Raw genomic sequence first — 26,946 nt, 5'->3', positions numbered from 1 at the left:
CACATAAGCACGCGAATAGGCCGATTCCTGTAAATAAGGGATCTTCATCCACTTGCCAACGGAAAGCGGTACTTTCTTGTTCAAAGGCTGTTAACGCCACCATTCGTGATCTCTTGCGCCTGCCCCCAAGACGGCTTCGCCGTTCCAGCTGTAATTCCGGGTCTCCCCTGAAATCTTCCACAGAGAAGGACAGCTGTTATACATCCAGTCTAACGGCTCCGCTGTCGGAAGCGGACGGGAAGCTGCCTCAAAGGCCTGTCGCACCTCCCGCTTCTGCTGCCCGCTTAACTCCTTCTGGTCGGCCGACACGAAGAGCGGCGTACCGCTGTTTGCCAGCAGATCGAGCCACTGACGATTGAATTCCCAAGGCACCCCGGAGGTGATGCCTACGCAATCCGCGTCATGGCTGAACAAGGTGCCATGCTGAGGCATCCGGAAGGCCAGCGTATTCACGCCCATTCTGCGCGTTCTTTCCCACGATCTGCCGCTGGTGTCATCTCCGGTGCGCTGAATTTCAAACAAGCCTGCCGCCAGATGCCCAATCGTATTGCAGCCGATAATCAGACTGTCTTTCGAAGCCTCTGCAATCGTCCGGTACAAGTCGAGAACAATTTCGGCGGTGGTGCGGGAAGTATCGCTCAAGGCGTACGGCAGCGCATGGGCTTTTCCCTTCATCTGAAATCCCCATTGCCCGAACAGATCGAAGGTCGAGAAATCATGCTTGATCAGCTCGTAACCCCATTCATGCATCCGACTCATCATGTTCGCGACATATTCAAGCACATCCGGGCGGCTTGGATCTAAGAAATGCCCGCCTTTCGTGTAACGGACCCAAGATTCCGGCACCTTCTCCTGCGTTAAGAGCGGACGACACCAGATGCCGGGTCGGACGCCAGCCTGCTTCATTTCATCCGCCAGTTCCGCCATGTCGGGAAAATCGCGATTTCCTATCCATGGACCGCCGTTACAGGTGCCGGAGCTGATCTGCCAGCCGTCATCAATGACCATGAACGGACGATTCGTTAAGCCCTCCGCCATGGCGGAAATAAACTGCGAATCTTCTACAATTTGATGATGGGAGCTTTTGCCGTAGGCATAATACCAGTTGTTGCCCCCATATACCGGAACGCTCGGCAGTACCGGCTGCTCGCACATGGAGCTGCACAGCATCCGGGTCGTCTCATACGGCGTCATGTTCTCGCCTCCATGGACCTGCACGAGCTCGGCGAATTTGAGAATCCGGTTTCCAAGAGTGACGCCTTGACTGCCACTGCTCACGTCCGCCGTCAACGTCACGCCGTCTGCGTCCACCTGCCAGCAGCACATCGAGCCCGCCCCGGTTTTCACGCCGAACCCGGCCGTTGACAAGCCGTCGTGAATCATGAAATACCAGGGCATCACGCGCTCCGGCTGCAGGCCGGACCAACCCATATCCCCGTAGCCGCGTTCCCAGTGATCTCCGAGCAGCGTTACAGGCCTCGTGAAGCTGTGGTTCCAACGAATGCGGATGGTATGCACCGCCGACTTTTTAGATTCCAGATAAAGTCCCATATCCGCTGCCGATTCCCGCAGCTTCATGGTCACTGCAACATGCCCCGTGCTCCACACCGAATCCGCCGCAGGCATCAGCTTTTCCCAGCCCTGTTCCGTCTCAGCCAGCACCAACGAAGGTGACTTAAATATATTAAAATCCAACCCTTTCACTTCCTTCCAAGCTTTTATCGTATGTACGAGGTTAGCCCTTGATTCCCGTCATCGCAATGCCTTCAATGAAGTACTTCTGGGCGAAAAAGAAAAGGATGAGCACCGGAGCACTGACCATGGTCGCAGCCGCCATCATTGCCCCCCAATCGCCGTCACCGTACTGGTTCTGAAAGGAACTGAGTCCTACCTGCACGGTGCGCAGTTCATCGCTGTTCGTGACGATCAGCGGCCAGAAGAAATTGTTCCAGGTCCCCATAAACGTGAAAATCCCCAGCGTCGCTACGGCGGGCTTCAATAGCGGCGTCACGATCGAGGCCAGAATGCGCATATGCCCCCCGCCTTCAATCAGGCCCGACTCGATCAGCTCCGTCGGAATGCCCGTAATGAACTGGCGCATCAGGAAACAGCCGAAGGCGCTGGTAAGACCGGGGATGATCAGGCCCGCATACGTATCCACCCAGTTCATTTGCGACAGAATGATAAATACCGGAATGATCGTTACCTGCGAAGGTACCATCATCGTCCCGATGTAGGCCAAGAAAAGCGTCTTTCTCCCCTTGAACTCCAGCTTGGAAAAGGCATATCCGCTTGCGACCGACGTAATCAGCACGCCTACCACGGTACTCGCCGTATAGAAAACGGTATTCAAAAAGTATTTATTCCAAGGAGCCATCTCCCAAGCCGTTTTGTAGTTGGACCAGGCAAATTCGGTAGGAATCCACTTGGGCGGATACACGAATACCTCTCCCGGCGTTTTGATTGAAGTCGTGATCATCCACACCAATGGCAGCAGGGTGGTCACCACCGTCAAAAACAGGATCACGTACACCGCAAGCATCCCGATCATGTGTGTTGGTCTTCTCATCCGTTAAACCTCCTACAACTCAATCCTCTTTCTTCTGATACGAGCTCCACTGCCAGATCGTGATGGCGAACAGCAGAATAAACAGCAGCACACTCACGGCCGAAGCCCTGCCGATTTTGAAAAACTCAAACGCATATTGGTAGATATAGTAGGCAATCATATTCGTCTGGTTCATCGGCCCGCCGTTGGTCAAGGCATAAATCTCGCCAAAGGTCTGGAAGGAACCGCTGATCGATGTAATCAAGATGAAAAATGTGGCCGGTCTGAGCCCCGGAATCGTAATGCGGAAAAATTTCTGGACGGCATTCGCGCCGTCGATTTCTGCAGCTTCATATAAGGATCTGGACACGCCCTGCAGGGCGGCAAGATAGATGACCATGTTATAGCCGAACGACTTCCAGATCGAGAAAATGATGACGGACAGCATCGCCGTATCCGGCGAGACAAGCCATTGAAAGGGATGGCTTGGATCTCCGATCCCGATTTTCTCCAGAAAATAATTCAGAAGCCCGTAGCTCGGTTCATAAATCCATATCCATACCTGTGCCACGGCGATAATCGGCAGGATAGATGGCAGAAAAAATGCTGCGCGCATCAGCTTTCGGCCTTTGATTTTGCTGTTGAGCAGCACGGCTACCACGATCGCAATGCCCATGGAGAAGGCCACCGTAAATATCGTAAATACGGTTGTATTGACGATGGACTTAGTGAACACGGGATCCGCAAAGGATTGCGTGTAATTATCCAGGCCCACGAGCGTGAATTGATTCGCGAATAAATCGACCTCGGTAAAGCTCAAATAAAATGAATAAAATATGGCGAACAGCGTAAATACCGCGATCCAGATGACATTTGGCGCGATCAGCATCCATGCGACCGCCGCATCCTTGCCGAACATACGCTTAAACTGTTTCATGTTTGCACCACCTCGCACGCGCTTCATCAGGAATAGAGGGAAGGAGACGGATGCCGCTTCTAACACCCCATCTCCCTCCTACTCGAGCCTATTTAGATGAAGACCACGTTTTTAATAACGGTTTGCTTTCCTCGTACGCTTTTTTCATGGCCTCTTCAGCCGTTTCCTTGTTATGCATGGCAGCTTCGATATGCGAAGTGATAACTTCGGTGATCTCCGTAAGAGTGAGCACGTTGAAAGGCTGGTATCTGCCGTACTGGTACCCGTCGATGTGAACCTGAATATCCGGATTCTCCTTGACGAAATCCTTCCAAACGGCGGCATCCGAACTGCTCTTGCGAATCGGAATCGAACCGTAGCCGACCGCGAATTCAGCCGTTTTTTCCGGCGTGGACAACCAGGTCAGAAAATCCCAGGCCGCCTTTTCCTTTTCGGGAGTCGTTTTGAAAATAAAATTGTTCGTGCCGCCCAAAATCGTGGCCTTGCCCTTCGTTCCTTCCGGCAGCGGCGCAATGCCGTAATCCAGCTTTTCGTTGGCGTTCAGCGTTGGAATCGACCAAGGCCCCGATATGCTCATTGCGATCATGCCGGACTGGAATCCGTTTTGCGGCGGCGACAGGCTGGCCACTTTATACTTGTTGATCAGGTCGGCGAAGAACTGGGTTGCGGCAATGCCGCCTTCTCCGTTAAACTGCAGCTCCGTACCTTCCGCATTGACATAGTCGCCCCCAGCCTGCCACATAAAGGGTGCCCAAGCGGCATCCAGCGCTCCGCCCTGCGTCGTCGGCAGGGACATTCCCCATCTCTTTTTAGTCGGGTCCGTCAGCTTCTGTGCCGCTTCGACCAGCTCATCCCAGGTTTTCGGCGGGGTCACGCCCGCTTCATCAAACAGCTTCTTGTTGTAATAGAGCGCACGATTATTCGTCTCAATCGGGATGCCGTAGGTCACCCCGTCAAATCGCACGTTACCGTCAATCAGACCGTTCAGGAAATCATCCTCATTCCACTTGTCCGGCTCAGCCTGGATGAATTCATCCAGCGGTTTGACGACATCCTTCAGCGGTCCCAGCCACATTGGCCACATCAGCATCCCGACTTCCGGCAAAGCCTTGCCTGCAGCCGCTGCCGTTAATTTGGTCACCATATTGTCCGTATCCACGAATACGAGCTTCACCGTGGCATTGGATTGCGATTCGTTATATTTTTTAACGATATTTTCTAAAAATTTCGCGCTTTCTCCCGATGCACCATGCCAGGCTGTAATCGTCACCCTTTTACCTGAGGCCGCCTGATCCGTGCCGGAAGCTCCCTCTTTGCCCGAAGATCCGGAGCATGCCGATAATAGGCCCAACAGCATGGCTGCCACCAGCAATAAAGCCAGTCCTTTACAATTTTTGATCACTCGAAGACCCTCCAATTCGTAAATCTCACATCTTCTTTTCTCCTTGCCCTGTTCTGCAGTACAGCGCATCAGTAAAGCGTTGATTTAAAGCTGATTTTACTGTAGATTAACGGTACCGTGTCTACTTTCTGCTGAAAATCCAGTATTGTAAGCACTTACATGAATGTGTTGAGTTCATGATATACAAAATCCGGGGACAGGAACACCGACGAATCTTAGCATTAAAGTGGAAAAATCTTATGTACTTTGGATACGGGAGGTTAGGCTTTGGCTGGAAAAACGCATTTTTTCAATTATTTGTACCGCAGGACGGTCGCTTACATCGTCTGTTCCGTCATCGTGATCACGGTTCCCCTGCTCATTCTGCTGTCGGTCTACTCCAGGAACGAGATTATGAAATACAATAACGAAGCCATCGGCCTCATTAACGATCAGCTCGATTCTTTCTTCCGTTCAGTCGAAAACACGCAAAACATCATTACGACCGACAACAGCGTCGTTCTGCCGCTTACGCTCTACTACGCTGTTCCCAATTACGATTCCAGCGCGGCCACCGAAGCGTTCCGCAGCATGTCCACCACGTTGAAGAACATGACCATGTTTCAGGACGGACTGCAGTTTTGCGTCGTGGGCCAAAAAGGGCATTTACCCGTCAACTCGACAAAAGAAGATATTAACGATAACTTTGTCCCCAGGGACGCGGCTTGGTACGAGACATTCGAACGAAATCCGGAGAAAAGTCGGATTTTTTACAACAATGAGCGCGGTTACTATCTTTCAGCCGAAAAAGCCATCTCCATCATCAAACCGATTCCCGACATCCAGACGAGAAAGCCGATCGCTTATGTCATTATGGATATCACCTACCCGGATTTCAGGGATATGGTCGAGCGGATTCATCCATCGATTCCGATCCGGATCCACGATCCTTCCGGACAGATTCTGTTCAGCAACATGGACCCTTCGAGTCAGCCGGCGGAGGCGGACAGCAAGCTGTTCAGCCGCCAGGTTTCACCGTTTACGGGCATCACGATTGAGAGCTACGTGCCGCAGCAGCTGTTCATCAAGCAGATCAGTGCGATCATCGTGGTGATTCTATGCATCATGGCTGTGTATCTGTTCATTATATTCGTCATTTCGCTTATCTCCATGAAGCGTTTTACCCGGCCGATCTACATGTTGATGAAAGCGATGAAGCAGGTGTCCAGAGGCAATTTAGAGGTCGCCGCAAACTATCAGGGGAACATCATCGAACTCCATGACCTCAAAAATTCATTCAACATTCTCGTGACCGGCACCAAGGACCTCCTTAAGGAAAACTATGAAATGAATCTTCTGAAGACGCAGGCGGAGCTGGATGCCCTGCAGCAAAAAATCAATCCGCATTTTCTATATAATGCCCTGGAGACCATCTCCAGCCAGGCGATCATCGACGGCTCCAAAACCGCCAGCATCATGTGCCAAAAGCTCGGAGCGCTGTTTACTTACAGCCTTCAGCCTCAGGACATCGTAACGCTGGAGCAGGAAATCAGGCACTTGAAGGATTATGTGTATATCGCCGAGATCAGCTCTTTTTATCCCCACATCTACGTGGACATGAACATCCATCCGGATACGCTGGACCAGCTCATACCCAAAATGGCGCTTCAGCCCCTCCTTGAAAACTGCTTCAAGCATGGGTTCGGCAGGGATCCGGGACATGCCCCCATGATCCGGATCCAAAGCAGCGTTCAGGATGGACATATTCGCATCGAAGTGAGCGATAACGGCAAGGGCATGTCCTCCGATGAACAGTCCCGGTTGAGAGAAAGCTTGAAGCAGGTGGAGAAAAGAACGCTGTCTTCTCCCGGCACCTCCATCGGGCTTCGGCATGTCCATTCCCGGCTGGCTTTATTTTATGGGGATTCCTACGCTATGGACTTTCAGTCCGCCCCTTCGCAGGGAATGCGAATCGCATTATCAGTTCCGATCCAACGAAAGGAAGATGCTGATGTATAAGGTCATACTCGCGGACGATAACCCCATTATCTGCCAAGCGCTGGAGAGCCGTATTCCATGGGACGAGCTTGGCCTGGAGCTTTCCGGCGTTTGCCATGACGGCAGCGACGTTTTGGATCTGATCGAGACCCATGCACCGCATATTATGATTACGGATATCAAAATGCCCATCCTGGACGGAATCGCGCTTATCGAGCAGCTGCGCTCCCACGGGCTTCCGCTGCAAATCATCATCATCTCCGGCTATAACGATTTTATATACCTGAAGAAAGCCATCGATTATGATGTGGCAGGTTATTTGTTGAAGCCGATTCAGGACGAGGAGCTGATGAACAGTCTACGGAAAGCGATCGGTCATTTAAAAGAGCAGGAAATCGTCTCGCAGATCAGCCGATCAGCTCATATCCTGGAGCTGCGCGAATCCAAGCGGAACGCCAGCGGGCTTTTATCCGCTATCATTCGGGGTGCAGAGACCTGCGTACAGTCAGGAGAAGCCTTGGCTGATCTTTCTTTTCCTTCCTCCTATCAATGGCTCCTGTTTCAGCTGCCTCTTCAAGAGGATGGAGGAGTATCCGAAGTCACCATCGAAGATATTTTGGAGTATGAGAACTCTCTGCGTCATCGACATCGCCTAGCATGCCATCTACTGCTTCCATCCGATACCCTGCTGGCTGTCATCTCTCCCTATGAATATTCCGCTTCGGTATCGGACTTGGTTTCGAAGCTGCTTGGGGAAGATGGCATCCAGACGGCGCATGCGGCCAGCATGCCCTTTCGGTCGCTAATCAGCATGCAGCAGGAACTGATGGAAACGATCGCCGGTTTATACGGGCAGCTGTATTCGAGCCGATTCACGTCAGCTCCTGCAGGGCATGCCCCTTTCCTGACCCTCAAGGATCAGCAGATGATCGGCATGCATCTCTCTTTGCATGATTACAAGGGCTCGCTCGCTTATATTTCCGAACAGCTCGATCAATGCCTCGCTGCGGCTCCGACACCGGGTCAGCTCGATACCTTCATCAAGACCGTGTTCAAGTGGTATTCCGATTATGAACCAGCCTATTACGGCATGCAGGAGCAGATGGATGCAGCGCTACTGGCTTCGCTTGCCTTTTCCTCGCGGGCCGACATACTGAATGCGTTGGCCCCGACGGTAGAACCGGCCTCCGAATCAGGGAGCAAAGCCATGAACGTCGTTCAATATATCGAGAAACATCTGAATCAGCCCTTGACCTTGAACATGCTGGGCAAAATCTTTCATCACAACAGCATCTACCTCGGACAGCTGATCAAAAAAGAAACGGGAATGCCGTTTAATCAACTGGTGAACAAGCTGCGCGTCGAGCGGGCCGAAGAGATGCTCCGCCGCAATCCCGATGTGAAGCTGGCGGACTTGGCCTATCAGCTGGGCTTCTCGGACAGCAAATATTTCTCCAAGGTATTCAAGAAGATTACGGGAAGGCCGCCAAGCCAAAGTGTAGAATCCGAAATGTAGAAAGGGTGCCACACCGGACCAATGGAACGACCCTTTTTTGCTAAGACCGAAACCGTAACACGCTTAAATAAGAACGAGGGTATTCCTTACAAATTAAAAAGGCAAATGACCTTTCAACCGATGGGGTCATTTGCCTTTTCATCAATGAAGAAAACCCGCTCAATGAGCGGGTTCTATGCATGGCGGCGGACCACGGCTGTATAAAACCACAATACACCGCCGAGTATTCCATTCGTTACTTTTTATACTTGTCTATCCAATTCGATTGTTGAAGCAATGTAGACGATACGCACCAAGTAGTAGATTCTAAAAAAAGAGTGCTTCTAAAACTCTCTATGGGCTGGCTGCATCATCCCTTGAGTAGGTTGATCCTCTGGGTACTCGTAATATTGCGACTGAACGGGCGCATGGATTTGTGCTTCCATCGGCGGCACTGACGGCTGCTGATAGGGCTCATCCACATACATGATTCTACGCAGAATTTGCATAAGCCCATTCACAACGCGCAGCGCGACCCAGAACAGGATAAGGCCAACGCCTACGTACAGCAGGTATTGCTGATTATAGGTCCAATCTATATGAAAATAACTGAACAAGCTATTCTCCAAAATATCAAGCTGCAGTTCATTCATCAAAATGATATGAACGACCGGAAGAGCAATCAATCCGAGTCCCAGTGAAATCACCGTTACCATAATCACAAAGAACACGATGCCAGTAACAAATCTTAGTAATACGAGGAGCAGATTTCGAATAAATAGCGCTCCGTCAAAACCGCTCACCATTCGTTTCAACCAGCTCTGCCCCGCTTCAGACTGTTGATTGTAGGAATACGAAACGGAAGGCGTAGGTAAACCCAAAATTTGTCTAATCATGCTTTGTTCAAAAAGCACAATCCCGTTCAACAGCTTAGCTACTCCAAAAAACAGCGGTATTCCGATAAATATTGGAGTCAAACCGATGGATAGTGTAATTCCCGTTATCGCTACTGTAAAATAAATAATCCCTAACGGGAGAGATAGCATTAAGTATAGGATCGTTGCATAGGTTTTTGGATTAAAAAGCGCCCAGTTCACCTTTCCAGACCGCGCTTTAGCGGTCGTTTCTACTTCCTTCATATTCAAACACTCCTTTGGTTTCATAAGTCACGCACGCTCTGAGATATAAATCCATTATATCTGCCTTATTTGCCTGACATAACCGTCTTAGGGGGTATCTGAACCTAGACTTTAGACTAGGGAGTGACCTGGTTCAGGTGAATTTATTGAAGCGAAGACCCTATTTTAAACTCGCCGCACGACATTTTTTAGTCTGGACATGCAGGTAAATTCCTAAAACTGATTTCTTAAAGTTCACGCAACAAGCTTCTATGTATTTCCTTTCATTACTCCAGAATTTGTGTTTTATTAAATATAGAATGAAGCTATCATAATTCTCGTTTACTACCTAACTGAAGGGGATCTTTACATGAAACAGCCATTAAGTATCATCCCAGAACAATGGAAAAGAACTGGGATTGTCACGATCGGCGGTCTACTTATAGGAGCAGGATTTGCCGATTGCCTGATTGCCTTGAATTCAATCGATTTAAATCAAATCGCTAGAGGGTTAACGATCTTCAGTGCAGGTCTGACCATCTTAGTCGTCATGGATAACTCCAAAACACAAAGACAGACCGAGAAACTCCAAAAAGAAACACAGCTTCGAATGGAAAGAATAGAAGATAAGCTGAACGCCCTTCATCAATCCCAACAATTAACGAATACGCAGTTTCTTGAAATCAAAGAGCTGATGTATCAATCCAATTCGGAGAACTAAACTTAATACTTTGTTTGGTTACGGTATGCTAAATAGCGGATCATAAAAAAAGAGAGCTTCTAAAGCTCTCTATGGGCTGGCTGCATCATCTCTTGAGAGGGGTGATCCGCTTACCTCCATTACCTTGGAGTTCTCTTTAATCCAACCATCCCTTACTACGTGCGATATCTATCGCCTCGATCCGTGTATTCGCCCCGAGCTTCCCAATCGCTTCTGACATATAGTTCCGTACCGTTCCATAGGATAGAAACAGCTGTGCTCCAATATCTTGAAGAACTAAGCCTTGGGCAGCCAACTTCATGACTTCACGCTCCCTGGGTGATAATGGACATGGATCATCCCATACCGCGAGCGACAATTCTGAATTGATGACACGTTTCCCATCATAGACCCGACGAATCGCATCAGCCAGTTCCTCGCTACCCGTATCTTTAAGAAGATATCCATAAACTCCTGCCTGCATAGCCCGCTGGAAATATCCAGGACGCGCGAATGTCGTCAAGATGATGACACGACAAGCTGACTTATTTTTTTGAATTAATTCCGCAATATCCAACCCCGTTTTTAGTGGCATCTCAATATCCAGAACAGCTACATCGGGTTCATATTGCTGAATCATGGACATCACTTGTTCCCCATTTTCAGCTTGACCGACTACTTCAATATCATCTTCTAACGAGAGTAAAGTTGCCAGTGCTCCCCTTAATAACTTTTGATCTTCTGCCAAAACAATACGAATCATCTAAGCACTACCTACCTTTTCATTTCGTATTACCCTAGGTATATGTAAGGTGACTTCCGTCCCCTTGCCTGAGGATGAGGACAGCGACATACGCCCGTCGATCATAACCAACCGTTGCCGCAATCCGGCGAGGCCATTACTGCTTGTATAGAATTGATCCATATCTGCCCCAATACCGTCATCACTTACAGATACACGAACTTCCCCTTCCTGAATGTCGAGAAGAACGTTGCAACTTGTTGCTCGGCTATGTCGAACCACATTTGTAATCGTCTCGCGAAAACACATCGCCAAAATCGTCTCCTGCAAGGGTGTTAACGGAAGCTGATTGTTCACTAATGCCTCTTCCGTCCCTACATTAGAAGGTCTGGGATCAGAAATCGATTGATATTGAAATAAAAGCGGTATGCCCGCAGCTGAACATAACGATACTGCATGCTTATATTCATCAGCGAGATATGTGACTTTCATCTCCGTAACCAATTCACGCATTTGTTTCAAGGCTGCGCGTGCCGTTTCTCGTATTTCACGAGCCTCTTCTATCGCTCTCTCGGGATGACGATTGACCAGTTTCTCAACGACCTCCCCTTTTAGTGCGATTAATGACAGCGTATGTCCCAATGTATCATGTAATTCACGTGCGATCCGCTGGCGCTCCTCCTGCTGTGCCATTCGTTCAGCAGTTTCTGCCCGCAGCCGCGCAGACTTCTGTTGGAACCTGGTCGAAGTTCGAATAATATACGGCAGAATACAGATGCCAAACATAGGCACCAGCCCTACCCATAATAGGCTGCCCATCCGATCCAAGTAAGGAACAGCGATAAATCCCATAGCTACAGTGAAAACGATCGTTATAGAGAGTAATGTCGGCAGCTTTTGTTTGCTCAGCGGAGCAGCTATCATAAAACCCATAAACGTATACATAGGATGAAATACAGCTGCTAAAATTAAAAGTATACCCACCTGGACCATCAATATTGGCGTGGCCCACTTTGCATAAAAGTAGGATTGTCGAAACGATAGAACGAATATGCCTAACAGAACAAAGCCAAGCCACTGTATACTTGATGGCTCATAAAGTAAAAAGTACAAGGGTATCATTAAATTTGTTAACAAAAAATAAGGGGCGACTCCTTCCGATTTTGGAAAGAGACGCCATTTCTCGCTATTCAATTAGACCGCTTCCCGTCGATTATATATATAGATTGATAGTAGCATAAAGAAGAGACCGCATCCTGTCAAAATTATGAAATCAATACTTGCTGGAGTTTTTCCAGCGATCATATTCCATGCCCCATTGGCGTAACGGTGAGATGGAAGCCATTCCCCGACCGAACCCATCCAACTTGGCAACGTACTAAGCGGCATCCATAGCCCCCCCACAATGGCAAGCCCCATCTGTAATACATTTCCGATGGCAACGGAGGTATTCGCATTTTTAAGCGTTCCTAACAAGGCACCAAGCGCCAGAAAAGATATGCTGCCAATCCATAACCATAATCCGCATAAAATCCATTGCCCGGCTGTCAATTGTATATCATGAACAAGGCCAGCAGATAAAAATATAACAACAATGACGATCAAGTGAACAGCCATTTGCGATACAATTTTGCTGCCAATCCAGACTGCAGGAGATAGTGGAGTTAGCTTCAACAAGCGTACCCACCCGTCTTGATGCTCGAACGATAGACGGATACCGAATTGAGATACGGCTGTACCAATCAAACTGAATGCCGTCATCGACATCAAGGAAAAGACACCCCAAGTTGTCGATTGAATCGATTGATCTACCCCATTCATACTCGCAAATAAAAAGTAGAAAGCAAGCGGCATCGCAATGGAGAAGAGTAAGAAGAATGGACTGCGGATAATTCGTATACTTTCTGCTTTGGTCTGGGCAACAAAGATATGTAACATAGCTCTTTTCCTCCTAAACATGTTTTTTATCGTTTAATCGTTGGTCTATGTGTACCTGTAAGACTTAGGAATGTATCTTCTAAGCTGGCAGATTGTATATCAATATCTGAAATTCCCCATTCAGACTGCATCAGTGTAAATAACAATACATCGGTCTCTTTGGCATAAAGGCGAATCCGCTCGCCGTTGCATTCTGCCTTTTCTACACCAGGTAATGTGAGCCATTCCTGCTCAGCTGGCGCGTTCGCCGCTCGAAATGAAACGGTTCTAAGTGCTGTTTGAGCCTTTAAACGTTCCGGAGTCCCTTCCGCAACAACCTGTCCTCTGGCGATGAGTGCGATGTGATCTGCGACAGCATCAGCTTCATCTAAATGATGTGTAGTCAAAAGCACCGTACGTCCGTCACTTGCCAGCGCTTGAATGGTGTCCCAAAAGCGACCACGAGCCTCGATATCCATTCCGACCGTTGGTTCATCAAGCAGGAGAAGCTCTGGATTCCCCGCCAAGCTTTGGGCGAAAGCTAATCTACGACGTTGTCCTCCAGACAGCGAGGATGCGCGTCGTTTCTGATCCGCGTGGAGACCCGAAATGTCTAACAATCGCTCTAGCGACATCGGATTACGATAATAACTGCGAAACAATTGAAGCACTTCTTTGACCGTAAGTCCATCTGCAGCTTTAACATCCTGCATAAGCGCTCCGACGCGTTGCCGTAATTCTTTTGTTCCAGACGGCATCCCCAAGACCCTGACTTCTCCTGATGTTGGCTTGATCATTCCGAGTATCATGGAAATGGTTGTTGTCTTGCCTGCCCCATTCGGTCCGAGCAATGCTGATATTTGACCTTTCTCAAATGATAGATTCATATGATCAACGGCACAGTAGTCGCCGAATTTCTTCACTAGATTTATACATTCAATCGCCTTTTTCATTTTGTCCTAACCTCCGCTAATTTCTTCTTTCGTTACTTGATGTCCTCATTATATTGAAAAAGCGCGAGATTCAATTAGTGTGGGTTGTCACAAGCCGGTTATGACAAATGTCAGAAAAAAAGGACCGAAAGCAAAAAAGAAGGACCTCTAGGCCCTTCTTCAGCATAACGCGCATTTGACACTTTTGGAGTGTGGTCATTGAGGTGTCTTGCTTTGCAAACTTTTAGCTAAGGATTTTATACTTTTAATCGAACATAGAAAATCCACAACCTCAAGTTTAAACCCTATAGTTTTCCAATTTTATGACTTTATAATTGTTATAACAATTGAATATGATGATAAGAAGGAAATCTGATGAACAGGATGATTGAGATGGAATTATTAGAAGTCAACAAAGGTCTCCTTACCTGAAGGAATAAGTGCGGACTTCATGGGTACTTTGGCGAAGATGCTTATCCTACTATTTTGAAATAGCGGCAGCTTTGTTCGAATCCCTTGGTCAAAACCATCCTTTCCATAACGCAAATAAATGGACTGCTTTTACAGCACTGGTTGTACTCCTACTCTTTAATGGTCTGCACTTCAAGATGGATGCAAGAAAGCCGAAAATTCTACAGTGGATATGGTTTACCATCAATTCGATCGTCAACAAACGGCTGCGATCATTGAAGCTCACTGCACCACGATTCTCAAATCATAAATCTAAGCCTTACTCAAGTGTCCCCTTTTTTCATTGGGCGATGTCTGTAATTAGCGATAAAGATACGCCAGCACAGCTTTATAAGATTCGGAACAGCGCGTGCGTTTTCTTTGAGATAGGACCATGCCGGACGGTTTCCACGTTTCGTATTGCATTCGCTGCATGAAGCGATCAGGTTGTGGGGAAGATCCGAGCCCCCTTTGCTTGAGGGGATAATATGGTCTACTGTCGTGGCGTGCCCTCCGCACCACAAACAAGTGTGATGATCTCGTTTCAGTGCAGCTTTTCGATAGCCCCGAAATAAGAACGGATTATAAAGCAATTGGATCGTCTGCTCATCAATCCAGACAGCTCGCGATCGCTCAACTTCCCGCCAAGCCCGATGGAGCAAACACGGGGTTAGCTGTTGACCATCCATATTGAGCACCGTTATCAATCGATCCTCTCCATCATGACTATGATTCATCGATTTCACTCCATCTGTAAGACATTGCTCTAACCTATAGTATTAATATAAAACAAAAACACCATCCTCATGCGGATGGTGTTCATTATGATGGAACCGAGGGGAGTCGAACCCCTGTCCGAAGATAACGACAACACAAGCTTCTACGGGTGTAGTGACAGATTTGATGTCACCTGAGTATTACCCGTTTGACAACGAATTTACCACAATGATATATTGGCGTAATACCCATTTATATATGGGTCCTATCTTTAAGGAGTGCATAGCATGATGTTACCCGTTCACGAACGCTTCATTAAGCAGGCAAAAAAGAAAATCAGTCGAGATAATCGACTTACGGGCCTCCTTGCAGGCGGCTCCATGATCCACGGAGCCATGGACGAGTATAGCGATCTAGATTTAGTCATCGTGTACGATAACGCGTATCGCAATGAAATTATGGAGCAACGCATTCAGCTCGCAGAAGAGCTCGAACAGTTACTGTCGGCATTCACAGGTGAGCATGTCGGCGAACCACGTCTGGTTATTTGCCTATACGGCCCACCGTTGCTTCACGTGGATCTAAAGTTCATTTCGAAATCGGAGCTTAGGATACGAACGGAGAATCCGATTGTGCTTTGGGAGAGAGACGAGGAGATCAGAACGATCCTTGCCGAGACATCCCCTGCCTATCCATCGCCCTCTATGCAATGGATGGAAGATCGGTTCTGGGTTTGGGTGCATTATGGTGCGGCGAAATTAGGAAGAGGCGAGTTGTTCGAGCTCATCCAACATATTACGTTTATTCGCAATGCAGTATTAGGACCGTTGATACTCATGCGTAACGGCCATCTTCCCGCGGGAGTCCGACGGCTAGAGCAATTTGCTGAAATGGAGATGGCTGAGCTTCGGGACACGATTCCACTCCACAGCTACGAAAGTTGTTACCGTGCGTTAAAGGCCACTATCAAGCTATATCAACGTTTACGCCAGGCTTCTGATGGTTGGATACGCAAAGAAGAAGCCGAACGCCATTCAATTGCTTATCTTGAAACCGTATATTCCACTATCCATAAATAAAAACATCTACAAGACAGTGAAATTTATTGTTCACACTTATCAGCTATTCTACAGCAAAAACCCGACCTCACGAGGTCGGGTTTTTCATGGTATTGGTGGAGGCGAGGGGAGTCGAACCCCTGTCCGAAGATAACGACAACACAAGCTTCTACGGGTGTAGTGACAGATTTGATGTCACCCTAGAGATTCCCTGTCACCGGATTCCCTTCAGGTCAGCCTGATTGTCTTCTTCAGCTAGCCCCAGGCGGAGACTAGACACTGTTTAATTTGCCCTTAGCGTTGATGGAGGTCGACGCATCTCACTACATCGATCAATCCATGAAGTTACATGCAAGCTATTTATCATTGAGGTGATAAGGATAAGTCTTGGAGAGAACTTTATATATAATCCTTACTATCTGTTCTTACTAATCACACGATCTCAGAATACACCTCGATGATCATCGCCGCTCCCAGCCTAAAACCATCAGTAAAAGAAGCAGCCATTTCCAGTCCTTGAACTTGTCGATATAAATCTAGTAGATCCTCGAGCTCTCGAAACTCATCTTCTGAAAGCCTCTTCTTCCAGCCATCCATGGACTCGGATATTTGCCGACTCAATTGGCCATACTGAGGATCGTTCGAAGCAACCTTTTCTACAGGATTCAACTGCCCGTAATATAAGGATTCCAGAAAGCTTGACATGGGATTCTCCTTCTCTAAAAGCTGATTTAAGGATCGATAAACACTGATAAATGCATTTTGTTACGTATATGAGTACCAGTGTTGAGATCATTATACGGTACGCTTATGCGTATAGTCAAGTTGAAATCGATCTTTGAGAGGTGATTATAATGAGGAAAAAAGTTGTCGTTAAAATCTCGGAATTGACCAAGGCACATAATATTTCTTTGCGGGAATTATCCCGAATATCCGATGTACGGCACGCTGCATTAAGTGAACTTGCCAATGGAAAACGGGAAAGTATCAGCTTTAGTCATATTGAAAGAATCGCTGAGGCTTTGAATATAAGCGATATTCGGGAGATTATTGAGTTGGTGGATGAGCAGTAGGGTGCTATATACCATGATAATTTCAACTCTATTTATGTATCCTTACATTTAATATCAGGATGATTATAAAGTGTTAGACTACAAAACAATTGTAATCACTTTGGAAGGCAAAACCCACTCATTGAGCGGGTTTTGTGATGTTTATATATATTTACACATAATAAGTCACGTTCATCACATATTGTTTTATCAATTTATTAATCGATAAACTCTCTGCTTGTTCCTGTAAAACTCTCTTTACCTCTGTAATTTCGTGTTTAGAGCTTTTTCTTTTGCGTGGATCATTAGGGTCCCACTTATCACTATCAAACCATGCTACCAAATATAACCCATACTGTGTCTTTCCTTCTTTTAAATATCTGTTGGATAGCTGGTCTTGCATAGCTTCAAGAAGCTCTGGATGCCATTTCCCTTTGATCTCTATTATAACTGTAATCTTCTCATATTTATTATTATCAGGTAGTACAGCATCTACATGGATGTCCGTTCGTTCTCCTATTTCCATCCTAATGTAGGTTGAAGTTCAACTTCGCGATTTGTTATAATTCCTCTCCCTCTTATTTCATCATCTAGACGTTGTTTAATATAATTAGAAAACTCATTTTCGTTCCAAGGAGTGAATTCACCATTCTCCAAATAATTCCATAAAGAACGCACTTCTGGGGTGGCGCCGTGAAGCCTTTTTTCAATTCTATTTAATGCATCGACAATGACATCAAGAAGCTCTTCACCACTTCGCACGAGTCTCTTTTCTTTATTACTTGAAAGTAATATAATATCAATAGGTCGAGGAGGAGTCCATGTATTACGTCTAGCAGCCAAATTCGCCTCAGCTAATGCCCATTTCAGCCAACTTAAATGCGGCAATTCATCCACAACTCTTTTATATTCAAATTGTGATTTCTTAGTGCCACGCATTTTCAGTAGTTTCAAAATATTATCTCTATAAGGTCAGCCAGACTCTCTCGGGGGCCTATAGAATGAGCCATTTCATCGTCTTCATATTTTGGATCTTCTTCATGTGGAAAGTGATTCACCAACCATAAATATAAATCAGCCAGCAGTGTTTCTTTTACAGAGTTAAGTTTTATCAACGCTTGGCCCTCATCTGCTACTGTTAAAAAAACCCCTTTTAGAAGCTCTGTTTGAGTATTAAAATTCCAACCTCTTACCCACCCTTGTGTAGAATAATTACAAAGTGCTACTGCCCCTAAAATAGCTACACTTTTCCTTACCCGCGCCGAATTTACGTTCATGCTGACCAAGACGCTTAAGCTGGAAGGAGCAGGTTCAGCGACTGCGTTTACGGACGAGGCCAAAATCGGCGGATGGGCGAAGCAAGAAATCGCGGATGCTGTTGAAGCAGGCATTGTGAGCGTGTACCTGGACGGTAGCTTCCGGCCGAATGCGCGTATTACCCGTGCGGAAATGGCAGCGATGATCGCTAGAGCGCTTAAAACTGTCTGCTAAAGCGGGCGCAACGACCGGCTTCGCGGACGATAAGGACATCCCGAAGTTGGCGAAAGGCGCAATTGAGGCGGTTCGCAAGCTGGGCATCGTGAGCGGCCGCGGCGACAAAACAATAAAACAACATAAATAACAGCAGGCATCTCCAACCCGTTAGATCTACGGCGTACAGAAAAACATTGAATCATCGACGATCATATGGTCAACGCGTCATCCAGGGAGAATCTTGATTCTCCCTGTTCTATCACTAGGGTCGGATAACTTCTGCCGTCAACCACTGGATATTGTGCGTTAGCAGTTACACTCATACAGGAAGATTTTGATTTTGTATTCAACCAAAAATCCTGCATCGCCAATTTCAAGCGATAGGCGCGTCCGGTCTGCAGATCGCTGTCCTTCAGCCGCGTCAATGTATCCTTTTGTTCGCTTTTGAGGTTGGATTCGTTCTTTAGCCAGATGTACTTCGTATGTTTAAGCTCCGGGGCCTGCTTTTGTTCTTGAATGCGCACGTCGTCAACGGCTTCGTTCACCAACTTCATGATATGGAGTTTATCAAAGGTGATTTCCGCTTGGGGAAAGTAGCCCTGGATTCCACGGATAAAAAGCGGGAGACATGTCACAGCACACGTCCTCGATCTGCTCGGCAGAAGCACCTTTGGTGGATAGATGTTCCTTAAATCGTTCGAGGGTATCCATTCCTTTGCCTTCGGTCGCAAACAGAACTGTCTTTGCTTCTTGTTCGCGTCGTCCTGCCACAAACACAACCGTACCGCGTTCTGCCAGTTCAAAAGCCGTCACGCCGGATTCATTCGAAATCATTGACATCGAGGTAGCCTGCAAGCCATTCTCCCGAAAAAGTCTGAGCGTTGTATACAGCACTTTTTTTGTGATTTTTTGTATTTATCGAACATCGCGCTTTTCCTTCGCAGTCTATTAGAAAGAATGTTCAATCTAATTTTAATACGTATTTATTAGTGTCATCTTTCATCATAAATGCCGGGCATTCCAAGCTACCTCAAGAGAATCAGACTGCCCATCCGCATCAAAATCCATCCGCGACTCCCTGCGGCGGCTCTGCTGTCCGCTTGCGGTATTCCTTGGGCGAGAGCCCTGCTACTTTGTTGAACATATGCGTGAAGTAATTGGAATCGTTAAAACCGATGGCTTGGGCGATTTCGAAAATTTTCATATCGGTGCTTTTGAGCAGGATCTTCGCTTTCTGCACGCGCAGGTTTTGGATATAGCCGGTGACGCTTTCGCCAGTTTCTTTCTTGAACAGGTTGCTGAAGTAGCTGGGGTTGAGATGAACATGCGCCGCCACCTTAGCCAATCCGCATTCGTCCATATATTTCTCTTCGATAAACCGGATGGCTTGCTTGACCGGATTATCTTTTTTGCCGGCAAGCCAGTTGTTATGGGAGAGTAGGAATTCATGGATGTATCCCTGCAGCCAAGCCACAATCTCTTCGGGCGTCTCGCATTTGTAGACGGAACCCCACTCGATGGAACGTGCGGCCATCCGCCATACAGGAAACTGTACTTGCACCAGCCGGAGAAGGGCCGTGGCCAGGAGCAGGGCTTCGATTTTAGCGGTTTGCAGGGGCATACTACTGATTCGCACCTCTTGATCTAGAAGCTCCTTGTTCAAACGGCCATTGTCTCCCGACATAAGCCAGGATACGATTTCCTTCTCCTTTTCGTAAAGCGCCGTCTGGTTAAGTAAAGATTCATAGCCAGTACTGCGCTCAGAGGCCGCCTCCCGGCCCAGCCCGCTGCAATACCGCTCGTAAGCCTGACGCAGGTCCTCCGCCATGCGGCATCGTCCTTGTCCGCAGTAGGCAAGCGCCAGTTTCAGATACTGCTGAATCGAATCGGTGAGGATCTGCAACCAGGAAGATGGCATTTCCGGCCGGGAATCCGTCCTGTCCACCAATAAAGCCCATTCCGATGAACTCAAGGAAAAAAAACGGAAGCCTCCGCCATACCATTTATGCAAATGCTCCCTGACAATGTTGCCGAGAGCAAACTGCAATAGCGGCATATCCTGGGCGGAATAATGTTTTTCTGAGGAAATATAGGTAGGGATGCTAAGAAAGTAAAGCTCGCATTCCTTCATCCGTCCGAGCAAAGCCTCCACCTCTCCGTTGTTGCAGGACATGCCCATAATCGCTGAGCGAAGCTGGCTGTCCTCATGCTGGCGCTTCCAATCCTCCACCAGCCGCCCGGACTGATCCTCTTCGATCAGCCGTACATAGGTCCGATCGAGCATGTTTAATATATCCGCTTCTACGCAAGGTTTCGTGATAAAGTCCAGCACTCCAAACTTGAGGGCGGACTGGGCGTAAGCAAAATCTTTGAATCCCGTGATGATCACAATCTTGGTCCCCCAGCCGCGAGCCTTGATTTCCTCGGCCAGTTCGAGCCCATCCATATGGGGCATGCGGATATCGGTTAACAGCAAATCCGGGATGCATTGCTCCATCGAAGACAGAGCGGCCAGGCCATTTGCCGCTTCTCCCGCCACCACCCACTCGGCGGACCGTTTCCCGGCCAGCTTGAGCAATCCTTTGCGAAAATTCGGTTGATCCTCGGCGATAAACAGCTTGGCTTTCATCCATTTCCCTCCTAAAAGTTTTGTGAGCGTTACCTCATAATAAGCTTCGAGCAAAACTCGCTTCGAAAGAATAGGCTTAGTACTCTTGCGGGATCGTCTGAATGGGAAGCTTGATGTGAACGGTCGTTCCTTTTCCCTTGACGCTGGAAATCTCTACTCCGTAAGGAGCCCCATACACCAGTTCAATGCGTCGCAGCACGCTTTTAAAGCCAATTCCCGTTTTGTTGTTCTCAGACAGCGCATCCTCAGCTTCCTTCAAAGCATATAAAGTGCTGTCATCCATGCCGCAGCCGTTGTCAGCCACCTCGATATGCAGCGCTCCATCCCGTAAAGCCGCCTTCACCCTGAGCACCCGGTCTTCATCCATATTTCGGAAGGCATGCACAAAAACATTTTCCACCACCGGCAGCAGCAGGCATCTCATCATCCGTAGGCCCAGAAGCGATTCTTCGGCCTGAATGATCGTTTCAATCTCGCCGGTAAACAATTCGGTCTGAATCTTAATGTAATTCCGTATCTGCTGCAGTTCTTCTCCCAGCGTCGTATCGGTCTTGACGGATTTAAGCGAATACTTCAGCATCTCCGAGATGGCGTTGATCAGTAGAGCCGCCTCTGCCTGGTCGTCGTTATACAGCTTCCAATACAGTTCATTGAACAGGTTATGCAGATAATGAGGGTTCAATTGCGCCTGAATGGCTTTTAATTCCGATTCCCGCTGGCTGATCTGGGCCAGATACACTTTGTTGATCAGAGTGCTTACTTGCTCCGCCATGCTGTTGAAGCTCTCACCGATGAACCCGAGCTCATCGCCGGAACGGACGCTAATCCGAGCCGAGAAATCCCCCGAACGCAATTTGCGCAGCCCCCGCAGCAGATCAGCCAGTGGCTTCAGCAAGGTTCTGGTAGAAATCGTAATCAGCAGTGCGCTAAGAAGCACGACGCCAATTCCGGCAATAACAAAGATATGGATGATGTCTTTGTTTTTGCGTTGAATTTCCTCCAGAGAAACCCCTCCATATAACGTGAAGCCTGCCGGTTCCAGACGATGGCGGACAAATAAATAGGTGACCCCACTCATCTTGACATATTGGGGATCGCCGGCTTCGATCAAGCGCATGAGTTGTTCCGTCTCCTCCTGATTCATATTGGCGTAGAGCAGTCCCTCCAGAGGTTCCAGCAGCAGTACCTTACCGTTGCCGTTCTCCGTAAGATCCCGCAGCACTTTGGACACCAGTCTTTCCTCCATGACCACCACCATGGTTCCGTACGGAATCAGCTTATCATTGAGCATCCGTCTGGCGGCAATTAGCACCGTCCGGCGTCCGCCAGGATCGACACTACTAGGCAGACTGGCCCGTCCCCAGACCAAGTTCCCCCGATGCGATTCCAGCTTGCCCATCAACATGGCCATTTCTTCAGGTCCGGGTTCCCCTGACGCCCCATTTTGGGAGCGAATAGCCAAATCTCCATTTTCATTGAACAGAAAGATGGAACGAATCGACGGCGTATCCACTTGCAGCGTGATCAGCTGCTCCTCCACGTACTTACGGTTCTTGTATTGCGTATAGAGATCCCCTCCGGGATCAAGGCTCTCTGTGACGAACATTTCTATAGAAGGGTTCAGTATAATGGATTGGGATACCCGGCTTACCTCTTGGAAGGTGAGTTCCAATCGGGCCAAAGCCTGTTCATTGGCAATGGAGAACTGCTTGCTGATCTCGTCCTCCATCAATTGGACATTTAAGCGGTAGACCAGCCACCCCGCTAATGCAAAGGCTAATGTGACCATACACGAGAGCAGTACAATCAGCTTCAACTTGAAGCTGCCCTTCATTTCTCCGGCAATTCTCCCCGGCCAACTTATCGGATTCAGTCTGGCTCCCTCCCCCAAACGATGATGTAATCCGATTGTAATCCCTTTCATCCTGAATTAAAACAAAACTTGGCCCGGCTTCTACCGGACCAAGTCCTTATTCTATTCCCGGTGCTCCGTCCGAACTTTACTTTAGTTGGGAGCGGACCATTTCCAGTACATCATCGCCCAGGAAGGCCGTGTCTTTATTTTCTTGATACCACGTATTCATGTATTCCTCAATCTGCTTGCCACCGCCTTTCTCCCAGGCTGCTTTAGCATCCGCAATAGCCTGCTCGGCCGTATATTTGGACCCGCCTATGATTCCTTTGACAATGATGTCGCTCACTTCTTTGTTCACGTTGGTACTGATAACCACCAGGTCGCTTGGCAGAACCGGCATATGCTCGTAGTGACTCAGAGCGGGATATTTGGCGTCCGGATTGAGCAAGAACTGGTCTGCCTGCTTCATCATCTCCAGCCCCGCCTTCTGATCCGGATCCTCTACATTAAATGCCGATACGGAGGTCAAAGATTCGTTCTGCGGGAGAGAATAGAACATGGTGTAGTCCGCGGCCCAATCCACTTCCTTCGTATTCTTGTCGGGATCAATCACGATGGGCGCACCGTCCGCTGACTTGTTCCAATGTTCTCCCTCCAGCCCCTTTCTCAACGTCAGCGCCGTATCCGGCTGGAGCATAAAGTTGATATATTCCATCACAGCCTTGGGATCTTTGGCTGCGGCGTTAACCACCGTTGTCATCTGAATCGGGTTGGTCACGTGATGGGTAAACTGTCCCACAGGAGACTCGGGCTGCATCATCGGCGCAATTTCCGCATCCGGGACCACCTTTCTGATGGTCTTGATATCGGTGACCGTACTCTCAAACCAGTTGTTGATTTGCGGAGGAAGGAAAACGCCCACCTTGCCGTTCAAATAATCCTTCTTGGCTTTGGAACCGTTCGTGTCCGCCAGGTAATCCGGGTCGATCAGTCTTTCGTCGAACAGTCTCTTCTTGAATTTCGTCGCCTCCAGCGTGTTATCCCAGCTGCGGATGATTTTGTCGTCAGCCGAGATGGCCCAACCGCTCGAGCCGAACATGGAATCGACCATGCCGCCGGAGGTATAGCTTATATTCGTTCCGTACGTATCCTTCTTGCCGTTGCCGTCAGGATCTTGCTCTACAAAAGCCTTCAAGACTGTAATCAGCTCTTCGGTCGTCTTCGGCACCTCTAGGTTCAGCTTTTTCAACCAATCCACCCGGATAAACGCCACGCTTTGCAGATGGGGCTCGTTAATTTTGCCGATTTCGTAAAGCTTGCCATCCGGCTTGGTGCCCACCTCGCGCAACTGGGGATACTTCTCCAGCAATTTTTCATATTCAGGGACATACTGCAAGTAATCGTCCAGGGGCAGCAGTTGCTTCTGCTGATATAGGGAATCCCTGAAGCCCGTATCATAATCATTGATCATATCCGGCGCGCTGCCGGATGCGAACATCACATTTAGCTTCTGAGTCGATTCCGACCGGAGCACGGGCACAAACTTGGCCTCCACCGGAGAATGTTCATTAATCCATTTAGTCCAGCGGTTCTCCTCCACGGTTCCCTCCGCGGCCGGGATATTGCCTCTGTCATAGTTTGACACGGTAATGACAGGTTTATCTCCGCTTCGCCCCTCTTCTTTTGGCTGGCTGCAGCCGGCAGCCCCCACCGTCAACACGATAGCCAGTACTGAGGATGACCAGACCCTTTTGTTCCACTTGGATGTTTGTTTTAACATTTACAAGCTCCTCTCGACCCATGATCTATAATGAATGGATTTGTTGCCGCTAACCTTTAATGGAACCCAGCATAATCCCTTGAACGAAATACTTTTGCAAAAACGGATATACCACCAGCATCGGCACCACCATCACCATAACGCCTACCGCCTTCAGTTTCTCGGAGATCAGCTCCTGCTGCTGCATGATATCCATCGCCATCATATTGTCCATGCTCTGAATCTGCAGCATGCTCTGGACAATGACCGTGAGATTCTGCAGTTCCGTTCGATTGATGTAAAGAATGACATTCATGAACATGTTCCAGTAACCAACGCCGTAGAATAACGTCAATGTGGCCAGCATGGGCAGGGATAAAGGCAAAATAATGCGCAAAAGCAGTTGCGTCTCTCCGCAGCCGTCAATCTGAGCCGATTCCGTCACTTCACTCGGAATGTTTTCAAAGAAGCTTTTCATGATTAACATGTTATAGGTACTGATCAGCCCAACGAACCATAAGGACCAGTACGTGTTCGTCAAATGCAGATTGTTCATCACTAGATACGTGGGAATCATGCCGCCGCTGAACAACATCGTAAACAGCGCGGCCGTTGTGAGCGGCTTGCGGGCATACAGATAGCGGCGGGACAAAGGATACGCCGTCAGAACCGTAGTCAGCATGCTAAGCGCCGTTCCGCCCAATGTGATGATGACGCTGTTGCCAAACGCCCGCAAGGCTGGCGTGTTCTGAAAAAAATATTTGTAAGCGGTAAAATCAAGGCCCACCGGCCAGAACAAGACTTGTCCCAGATCCACTGCCTGCCCTTCGCTTATGGACAAAGCGATCAAATGCAGGAAAGGCAGAATGCAGGTGAGTGCGATGATAATTAAAACCGTGTGAACGAAGACCGAAAAAACCCTTCCGCTAGCCGACTCTCTCAATGCAGGTCCCCTCCCTTAAAGTTTTGTGAGCCTTGCTTTCCGGATAAGCTTCGTACAAAACTTGCTTCGGAAGCATGGGCTAGAATAATCCCTGGTCGAATTTCCTGGCCAGTGCGTTAGCCGACAACAGCAGCACCAAGCCGACAATGGACTCGAATAGACCCATGGCCGTGGTCAGACTGAATTGGGCCTTCTGCAGCCCCACTTTGTACACATAGGTGCTGATGACCTCGGCTTTTTCCAGGACTGTGGGATTCTGCAAGTTGTAAACCTGGTCGAACCCTACCTCCATCAAGCGGCCCATGCCCAGGATCAGCAGAAGGATAATCGTAGGACGGAGGCCCGGCAGCGTAATATGCCAGATCTGTCTCAGCTTACCCGCGCCGTCCAAGGCGGTGGATTCATACAAGCTGGGATCAATGGACGAAAGGGCGGCGAGATAGATAATGGCACCGAACCCCATTTCCTTCCACATCCCGGAGCCGATAAAGATCGCGACCCAGGATTCGATGCGATACAAAAACGGCACCGGCTCCATTCCCCATTGCTCCAGCAGCTTGTTAACGGTGCCGCCGTCGATCGAAAACAAGGTGAGAACCAGCCCTGCTACGATGACCCATGACAGAAAGTGGGGAAGATAAATAATCGTTTGAATCCATCGCTTCAGCCATCTTTTTCGAACCTCATTCAGCGCGATGGCGATAATGATCGGCGCGGGAAAACCGAAGATCAGATTCAGAATACTTAATTCGAGGGTATTCCAGATGATCTGCAGCGTAGCGTCGGACTGAAATAAAATCTTGAAATACTTGAGTCCCACCCAAGGGCTGGACAAAATGCCATCGCGGAAATTGTAATCCTTGAAAGCGATCACAAGACCGCCCATAGGAAGATACCGGAATATCACGTAATACAGGATCCCTGGTACGAGCATGAGGAACAGCGGAATATTCTGCCGAAACCTCTTGGTCTCGTAAAAGGCTTGTTTGGCCATCGGCACACTGTCCGTTTCGGCGGTCGCAGGTGTTGTTGGCATGTTCTAACCTTCTTTCTTGGTTAATTGCTTTTCGATGATGTTTATACTGTATCGCAGTCCCACCGGTGCATACCTTAAGAATCTCTAGGTTTTTCTATAGTTTTTTTTGTTTTTCACGTACAGAAAAAAAAGGACGCGAGTTCGCTCGCGTCCTTTTTTGGCGCTTCCCTTTCCCGTTTGCGTTAGCTTTTCATTTAAATGCCAGA

28 protein-coding genes, 1 other RNA gene and 1 pseudogene are annotated in these 26,946 nt (G+C 48.3%); 8 read left to right on the top strand and 22 right to left on the bottom strand.

Going from position 1 to position 26,946, the window contains the following annotated elements:
* Positions 1 to 90 precede the first annotated feature (90 nt).
* The 4 genes from PAEVO_RS22145 to PAEVO_RS22130 all read right to left on the bottom strand — a co-directional run bounded on the left by PAEVO_RS22145 (position 91) and on the right by PAEVO_RS22130 (position 4,887).
* Positions 91 to 1,704 (bottom strand): glycoside hydrolase family 36 protein, encoded by a 1,614-nt coding sequence (locus PAEVO_RS22145; protein WP_243390897.1) that lies wholly within the window; start codon positions 1,702 to 1,704, stop codon positions 91 to 93.
* 31 nt (positions 1,705 to 1,735) lie between these two features.
* On the bottom strand, positions 1,736 to 2,569 hold the full coding sequence (locus PAEVO_RS22140) for a carbohydrate ABC transporter permease (RefSeq protein WP_100539700.1): 834 nt from the start codon (positions 2,567 to 2,569) through the stop codon (positions 1,736 to 1,738).
* Between the two features lie 19 nt (positions 2,570 to 2,588).
* A complete protein-coding gene (locus tag PAEVO_RS22135; protein ID WP_100540235.1) occupies positions 2,589 to 3,485 on the bottom strand; it encodes a carbohydrate ABC transporter permease in 897 nt (298 codons plus the stop codon).
* Positions 3,486 to 3,573: 88 nt separating this feature from the next.
* Positions 3,574 to 4,887, bottom strand: a complete 1,314-nt coding sequence (locus PAEVO_RS22130) for an ABC transporter substrate-binding protein (protein WP_100539699.1) — start codon at positions 4,885 to 4,887, stop codon at positions 3,574 to 3,576.
* A gap of 267 nt (positions 4,888 to 5,154) precedes the next feature.
* Here PAEVO_RS22130 and PAEVO_RS22125 point away from each other — a divergent pair, with 267 nt between their 5' ends.
* Positions 5,155 to 6,885 (top strand): cache domain-containing sensor histidine kinase, encoded by a 1,731-nt coding sequence (locus tag PAEVO_RS22125; RefSeq protein WP_100539698.1) that lies wholly within the window; start codon positions 5,155 to 5,157, stop codon positions 6,883 to 6,885.
* Positions 6,872 to 8,380 carry a response regulator gene (locus tag PAEVO_RS22120; protein ID WP_243390896.1) on the top strand — a complete coding sequence of 503 codons (1,509 nt, stop codon included), beginning with the start codon at positions 6,872 to 6,874 and terminating at the stop codon, positions 8,378 to 8,380. Before PAEVO_RS22125 ends, PAEVO_RS22120 begins: the two co-directional genes overlap by 14 nt.
* Before the next feature lie 323 nt (positions 8,381 to 8,703).
* Here PAEVO_RS22120 and PAEVO_RS22115 read toward each other — a convergent pair whose 3' ends face one another.
* Positions 8,704 to 9,498 carry a sensor domain-containing protein gene (locus PAEVO_RS22115; RefSeq protein WP_100539696.1) on the bottom strand — a complete coding sequence of 265 codons (795 nt, stop codon included), beginning with the start codon at positions 9,496 to 9,498 and terminating at the stop codon, positions 8,704 to 8,706.
* A gap of 349 nt (positions 9,499 to 9,847) precedes the next feature.
* Between PAEVO_RS22115 and PAEVO_RS22110 the strand changes: the two genes are divergently transcribed.
* A complete protein-coding gene (locus PAEVO_RS22110; protein WP_100539695.1) occupies positions 9,848 to 10,198 on the top strand; it encodes a hypothetical protein in 351 nt (116 codons plus the stop codon).
* 136 nt (positions 10,199 to 10,334) lie between these two features.
* Here PAEVO_RS22110 and PAEVO_RS22105 read toward each other — a convergent pair whose 3' ends face one another.
* Genes PAEVO_RS22105 through PAEVO_RS22090 form a run of 4 tightly spaced genes read right to left on the bottom strand, consistent with a single transcriptional unit; the run spans position 10,335 to position 13,789 of the window.
* Complete coding sequence (locus PAEVO_RS22105; protein WP_100539694.1) at positions 10,335 to 10,940, bottom strand: response regulator transcription factor; 606 nt, start codon at positions 10,938 to 10,940, stop codon at positions 10,335 to 10,337.
* Positions 10,941 to 12,113 (bottom strand): sensor histidine kinase, encoded by a 1,173-nt coding sequence (locus PAEVO_RS22100; protein WP_100539693.1) that lies wholly within the window; start codon positions 12,111 to 12,113, stop codon positions 10,941 to 10,943. It lies immediately after the preceding gene.
* Positions 12,114 to 12,857, bottom strand: coding sequence for an ABC transporter permease (locus PAEVO_RS22095; RefSeq protein WP_100539692.1), 744 nt, complete (start codon positions 12,855 to 12,857; stop codon positions 12,114 to 12,116).
* Between the two features lie 26 nt (positions 12,858 to 12,883).
* Positions 12,884 to 13,789, bottom strand: coding sequence for an ABC transporter ATP-binding protein (locus PAEVO_RS22090; protein WP_100539691.1), 906 nt, complete (start codon positions 13,787 to 13,789; stop codon positions 12,884 to 12,886).
* Between the two features lie 419 nt (positions 13,790 to 14,208).
* Here PAEVO_RS22090 and PAEVO_RS34920 point away from each other — a divergent pair.
* A pseudogene (locus PAEVO_RS34920) lies at positions 14,209 to 14,322 on the top strand (hypothetical protein); the annotation flags it as partial.
* Positions 14,323 to 14,502: 180 nt separating this feature from the next.
* On the opposite strand, the gene PAEVO_RS22080 reads toward PAEVO_RS34920, so the two are convergent.
* Positions 14,503 to 14,955, bottom strand: coding sequence for an HNH endonuclease (locus tag PAEVO_RS22080; protein WP_028404204.1), 453 nt, complete (start codon positions 14,953 to 14,955; stop codon positions 14,503 to 14,505).
* 267 nt (positions 14,956 to 15,222) lie between these two features.
* On the opposite strand from PAEVO_RS22080, the gene PAEVO_RS22075 reads away from it, so the two are divergent.
* A complete protein-coding gene (locus tag PAEVO_RS22075) occupies positions 15,223 to 16,014 on the top strand; it encodes a nucleotidyltransferase domain-containing protein (protein ID WP_100539690.1) in 792 nt (263 codons plus the stop codon).
* A 93-nt stretch (positions 16,015 to 16,107) separates the two neighbouring features.
* On the opposite strand, the gene ssrA is transcribed toward PAEVO_RS22075, so the two are convergent.
* Together ssrA and PAEVO_RS22070 are read right to left on the bottom strand one after the other, a co-directional pair.
* Positions 16,108 to 16,468: a transfer-messenger RNA gene (gene ssrA, locus PAEVO_RS34915) on the bottom strand.
* Positions 16,426 to 16,698: a DUF6809 family protein gene (locus PAEVO_RS22070; RefSeq protein WP_100539689.1), complete on the bottom strand. Its 273-nt coding sequence runs from the start codon at positions 16,696 to 16,698 to the stop codon at positions 16,426 to 16,428. The genes ssrA and PAEVO_RS22070 overlap by 43 nt, the downstream gene beginning before the upstream one ends.
* A 149-nt stretch (positions 16,699 to 16,847) precedes the next feature.
* On the opposite strand from PAEVO_RS22070, the gene PAEVO_RS22065 reads away from it, so the two are divergent.
* Positions 16,848 to 17,066, top strand: coding sequence for a helix-turn-helix domain-containing protein (locus PAEVO_RS22065; protein ID WP_006207663.1), 219 nt, complete (start codon positions 16,848 to 16,850; stop codon positions 17,064 to 17,066).
* A gap of 151 nt (positions 17,067 to 17,217) precedes the next feature.
* On the opposite strand, the gene PAEVO_RS22060 is transcribed toward PAEVO_RS22065, so the two are convergent.
* From PAEVO_RS22060 to PAEVO_RS22050, 3 genes are read right to left on the bottom strand one after another with little or no spacing between them, the layout of a single operon-like run.
* Positions 17,218 to 17,571, bottom strand: coding sequence for a hypothetical protein (locus PAEVO_RS22060; RefSeq protein WP_100539688.1), 354 nt, complete (start codon positions 17,569 to 17,571; stop codon positions 17,218 to 17,220).
* Positions 17,562 to 17,999: a hypothetical protein gene (locus PAEVO_RS22055; protein ID WP_100539687.1), complete on the bottom strand. Its 438-nt coding sequence runs from the start codon at positions 17,997 to 17,999 to the stop codon at positions 17,562 to 17,564. The genes PAEVO_RS22060 and PAEVO_RS22055 overlap by 10 nt, the downstream gene beginning before the upstream one ends.
* Positions 17,996 to 18,322: a hypothetical protein gene (locus PAEVO_RS22050; RefSeq protein WP_100539686.1), complete on the bottom strand. Its 327-nt coding sequence runs from the start codon at positions 18,320 to 18,322 to the stop codon at positions 17,996 to 17,998. The genes PAEVO_RS22055 and PAEVO_RS22050 overlap by 4 nt, the downstream gene beginning before the upstream one ends.
* Here PAEVO_RS22050 and PAEVO_RS22045 point away from each other — a divergent pair.
* Together PAEVO_RS22045 and PAEVO_RS34910 are read left to right on the top strand one after the other, a co-directional pair.
* Entirely contained in the window at positions 18,321 to 18,536 is a 216-nt protein-coding gene (locus tag PAEVO_RS22045) for an S-layer homology domain-containing protein (RefSeq protein ID WP_100539685.1), read from the top strand. The genes PAEVO_RS22050 and PAEVO_RS22045 overlap by 2 nt on opposite strands.
* Positions 18,526 to 18,666, top strand: coding sequence for an S-layer homology domain-containing protein (locus PAEVO_RS34910; RefSeq protein WP_100539684.1), 141 nt, complete (start codon positions 18,526 to 18,528; stop codon positions 18,664 to 18,666). Before PAEVO_RS22045 ends, PAEVO_RS34910 begins: the two co-directional genes overlap by 11 nt.
* A 61-nt stretch (positions 18,667 to 18,727) precedes the next feature.
* Here PAEVO_RS34910 and PAEVO_RS22035 read toward each other — a convergent pair whose 3' ends face one another.
* From PAEVO_RS22035 to PAEVO_RS22010, 7 genes are all read right to left on the bottom strand, one after another.
* On the bottom strand, positions 18,728 to 19,153 hold the full coding sequence (locus PAEVO_RS22035; RefSeq protein WP_165789731.1) for a transposase: 426 nt from the start codon (positions 19,151 to 19,153) through the stop codon (positions 18,728 to 18,730).
* The gene (locus PAEVO_RS34690; protein WP_133120355.1) at positions 19,086 to 19,358 is read right to left on the bottom strand and encodes a transposase; all 273 of its coding nucleotides are present in this window, start codon (positions 19,356 to 19,358) and stop codon (positions 19,086 to 19,088) included. The genes PAEVO_RS22035 and PAEVO_RS34690 overlap by 68 nt, the downstream gene beginning before the upstream one ends.
* A 217-nt stretch (positions 19,359 to 19,575) precedes the next feature.
* Positions 19,576 to 21,147, bottom strand: coding sequence for a response regulator transcription factor (locus PAEVO_RS22030; protein WP_100539682.1), 1,572 nt, complete (start codon positions 21,145 to 21,147; stop codon positions 19,576 to 19,578).
* A 76-nt stretch (positions 21,148 to 21,223) separates the two neighbouring features.
* On the bottom strand, positions 21,224 to 23,071 hold the full coding sequence (locus tag PAEVO_RS22025; protein WP_243390895.1) for a sensor histidine kinase: 1,848 nt from the start codon (positions 23,069 to 23,071) through the stop codon (positions 21,224 to 21,226).
* A 76-nt stretch (positions 23,072 to 23,147) separates the two neighbouring features.
* The gene (locus PAEVO_RS22020) at positions 23,148 to 24,782 is read right to left on the bottom strand and encodes an extracellular solute-binding protein (RefSeq protein WP_100539681.1); all 1,635 of its coding nucleotides are present in this window, start codon (positions 24,780 to 24,782) and stop codon (positions 23,148 to 23,150) included.
* A gap of 49 nt (positions 24,783 to 24,831) precedes the next feature.
* Positions 24,832 to 25,704: a carbohydrate ABC transporter permease gene (locus tag PAEVO_RS22015; RefSeq protein ID WP_100539680.1), complete on the bottom strand. Its 873-nt coding sequence runs from the start codon at positions 25,702 to 25,704 to the stop codon at positions 24,832 to 24,834.
* Positions 25,705 to 25,783: 79 nt separating this feature from the next.
* Positions 25,784 to 26,740 carry an ABC transporter permease gene (locus PAEVO_RS22010; protein WP_100539679.1) on the bottom strand — a complete coding sequence of 319 codons (957 nt, stop codon included), beginning with the start codon at positions 26,738 to 26,740 and terminating at the stop codon, positions 25,784 to 25,786.
* Positions 26,741 to 26,946 lie beyond the last annotated feature (206 nt).

It is taken from the genome of Paenibacillus sp. GM2FR, from assembly GCF_002803325.1.
Taxonomy (GTDB): Bacteria; Bacillota; Bacilli; order Paenibacillales; family Paenibacillaceae; genus Paenibacillus_AQ; species Paenibacillus_AQ lautus.
This window is presented reverse-complemented; position numbering and strand designations above follow the sequence as displayed.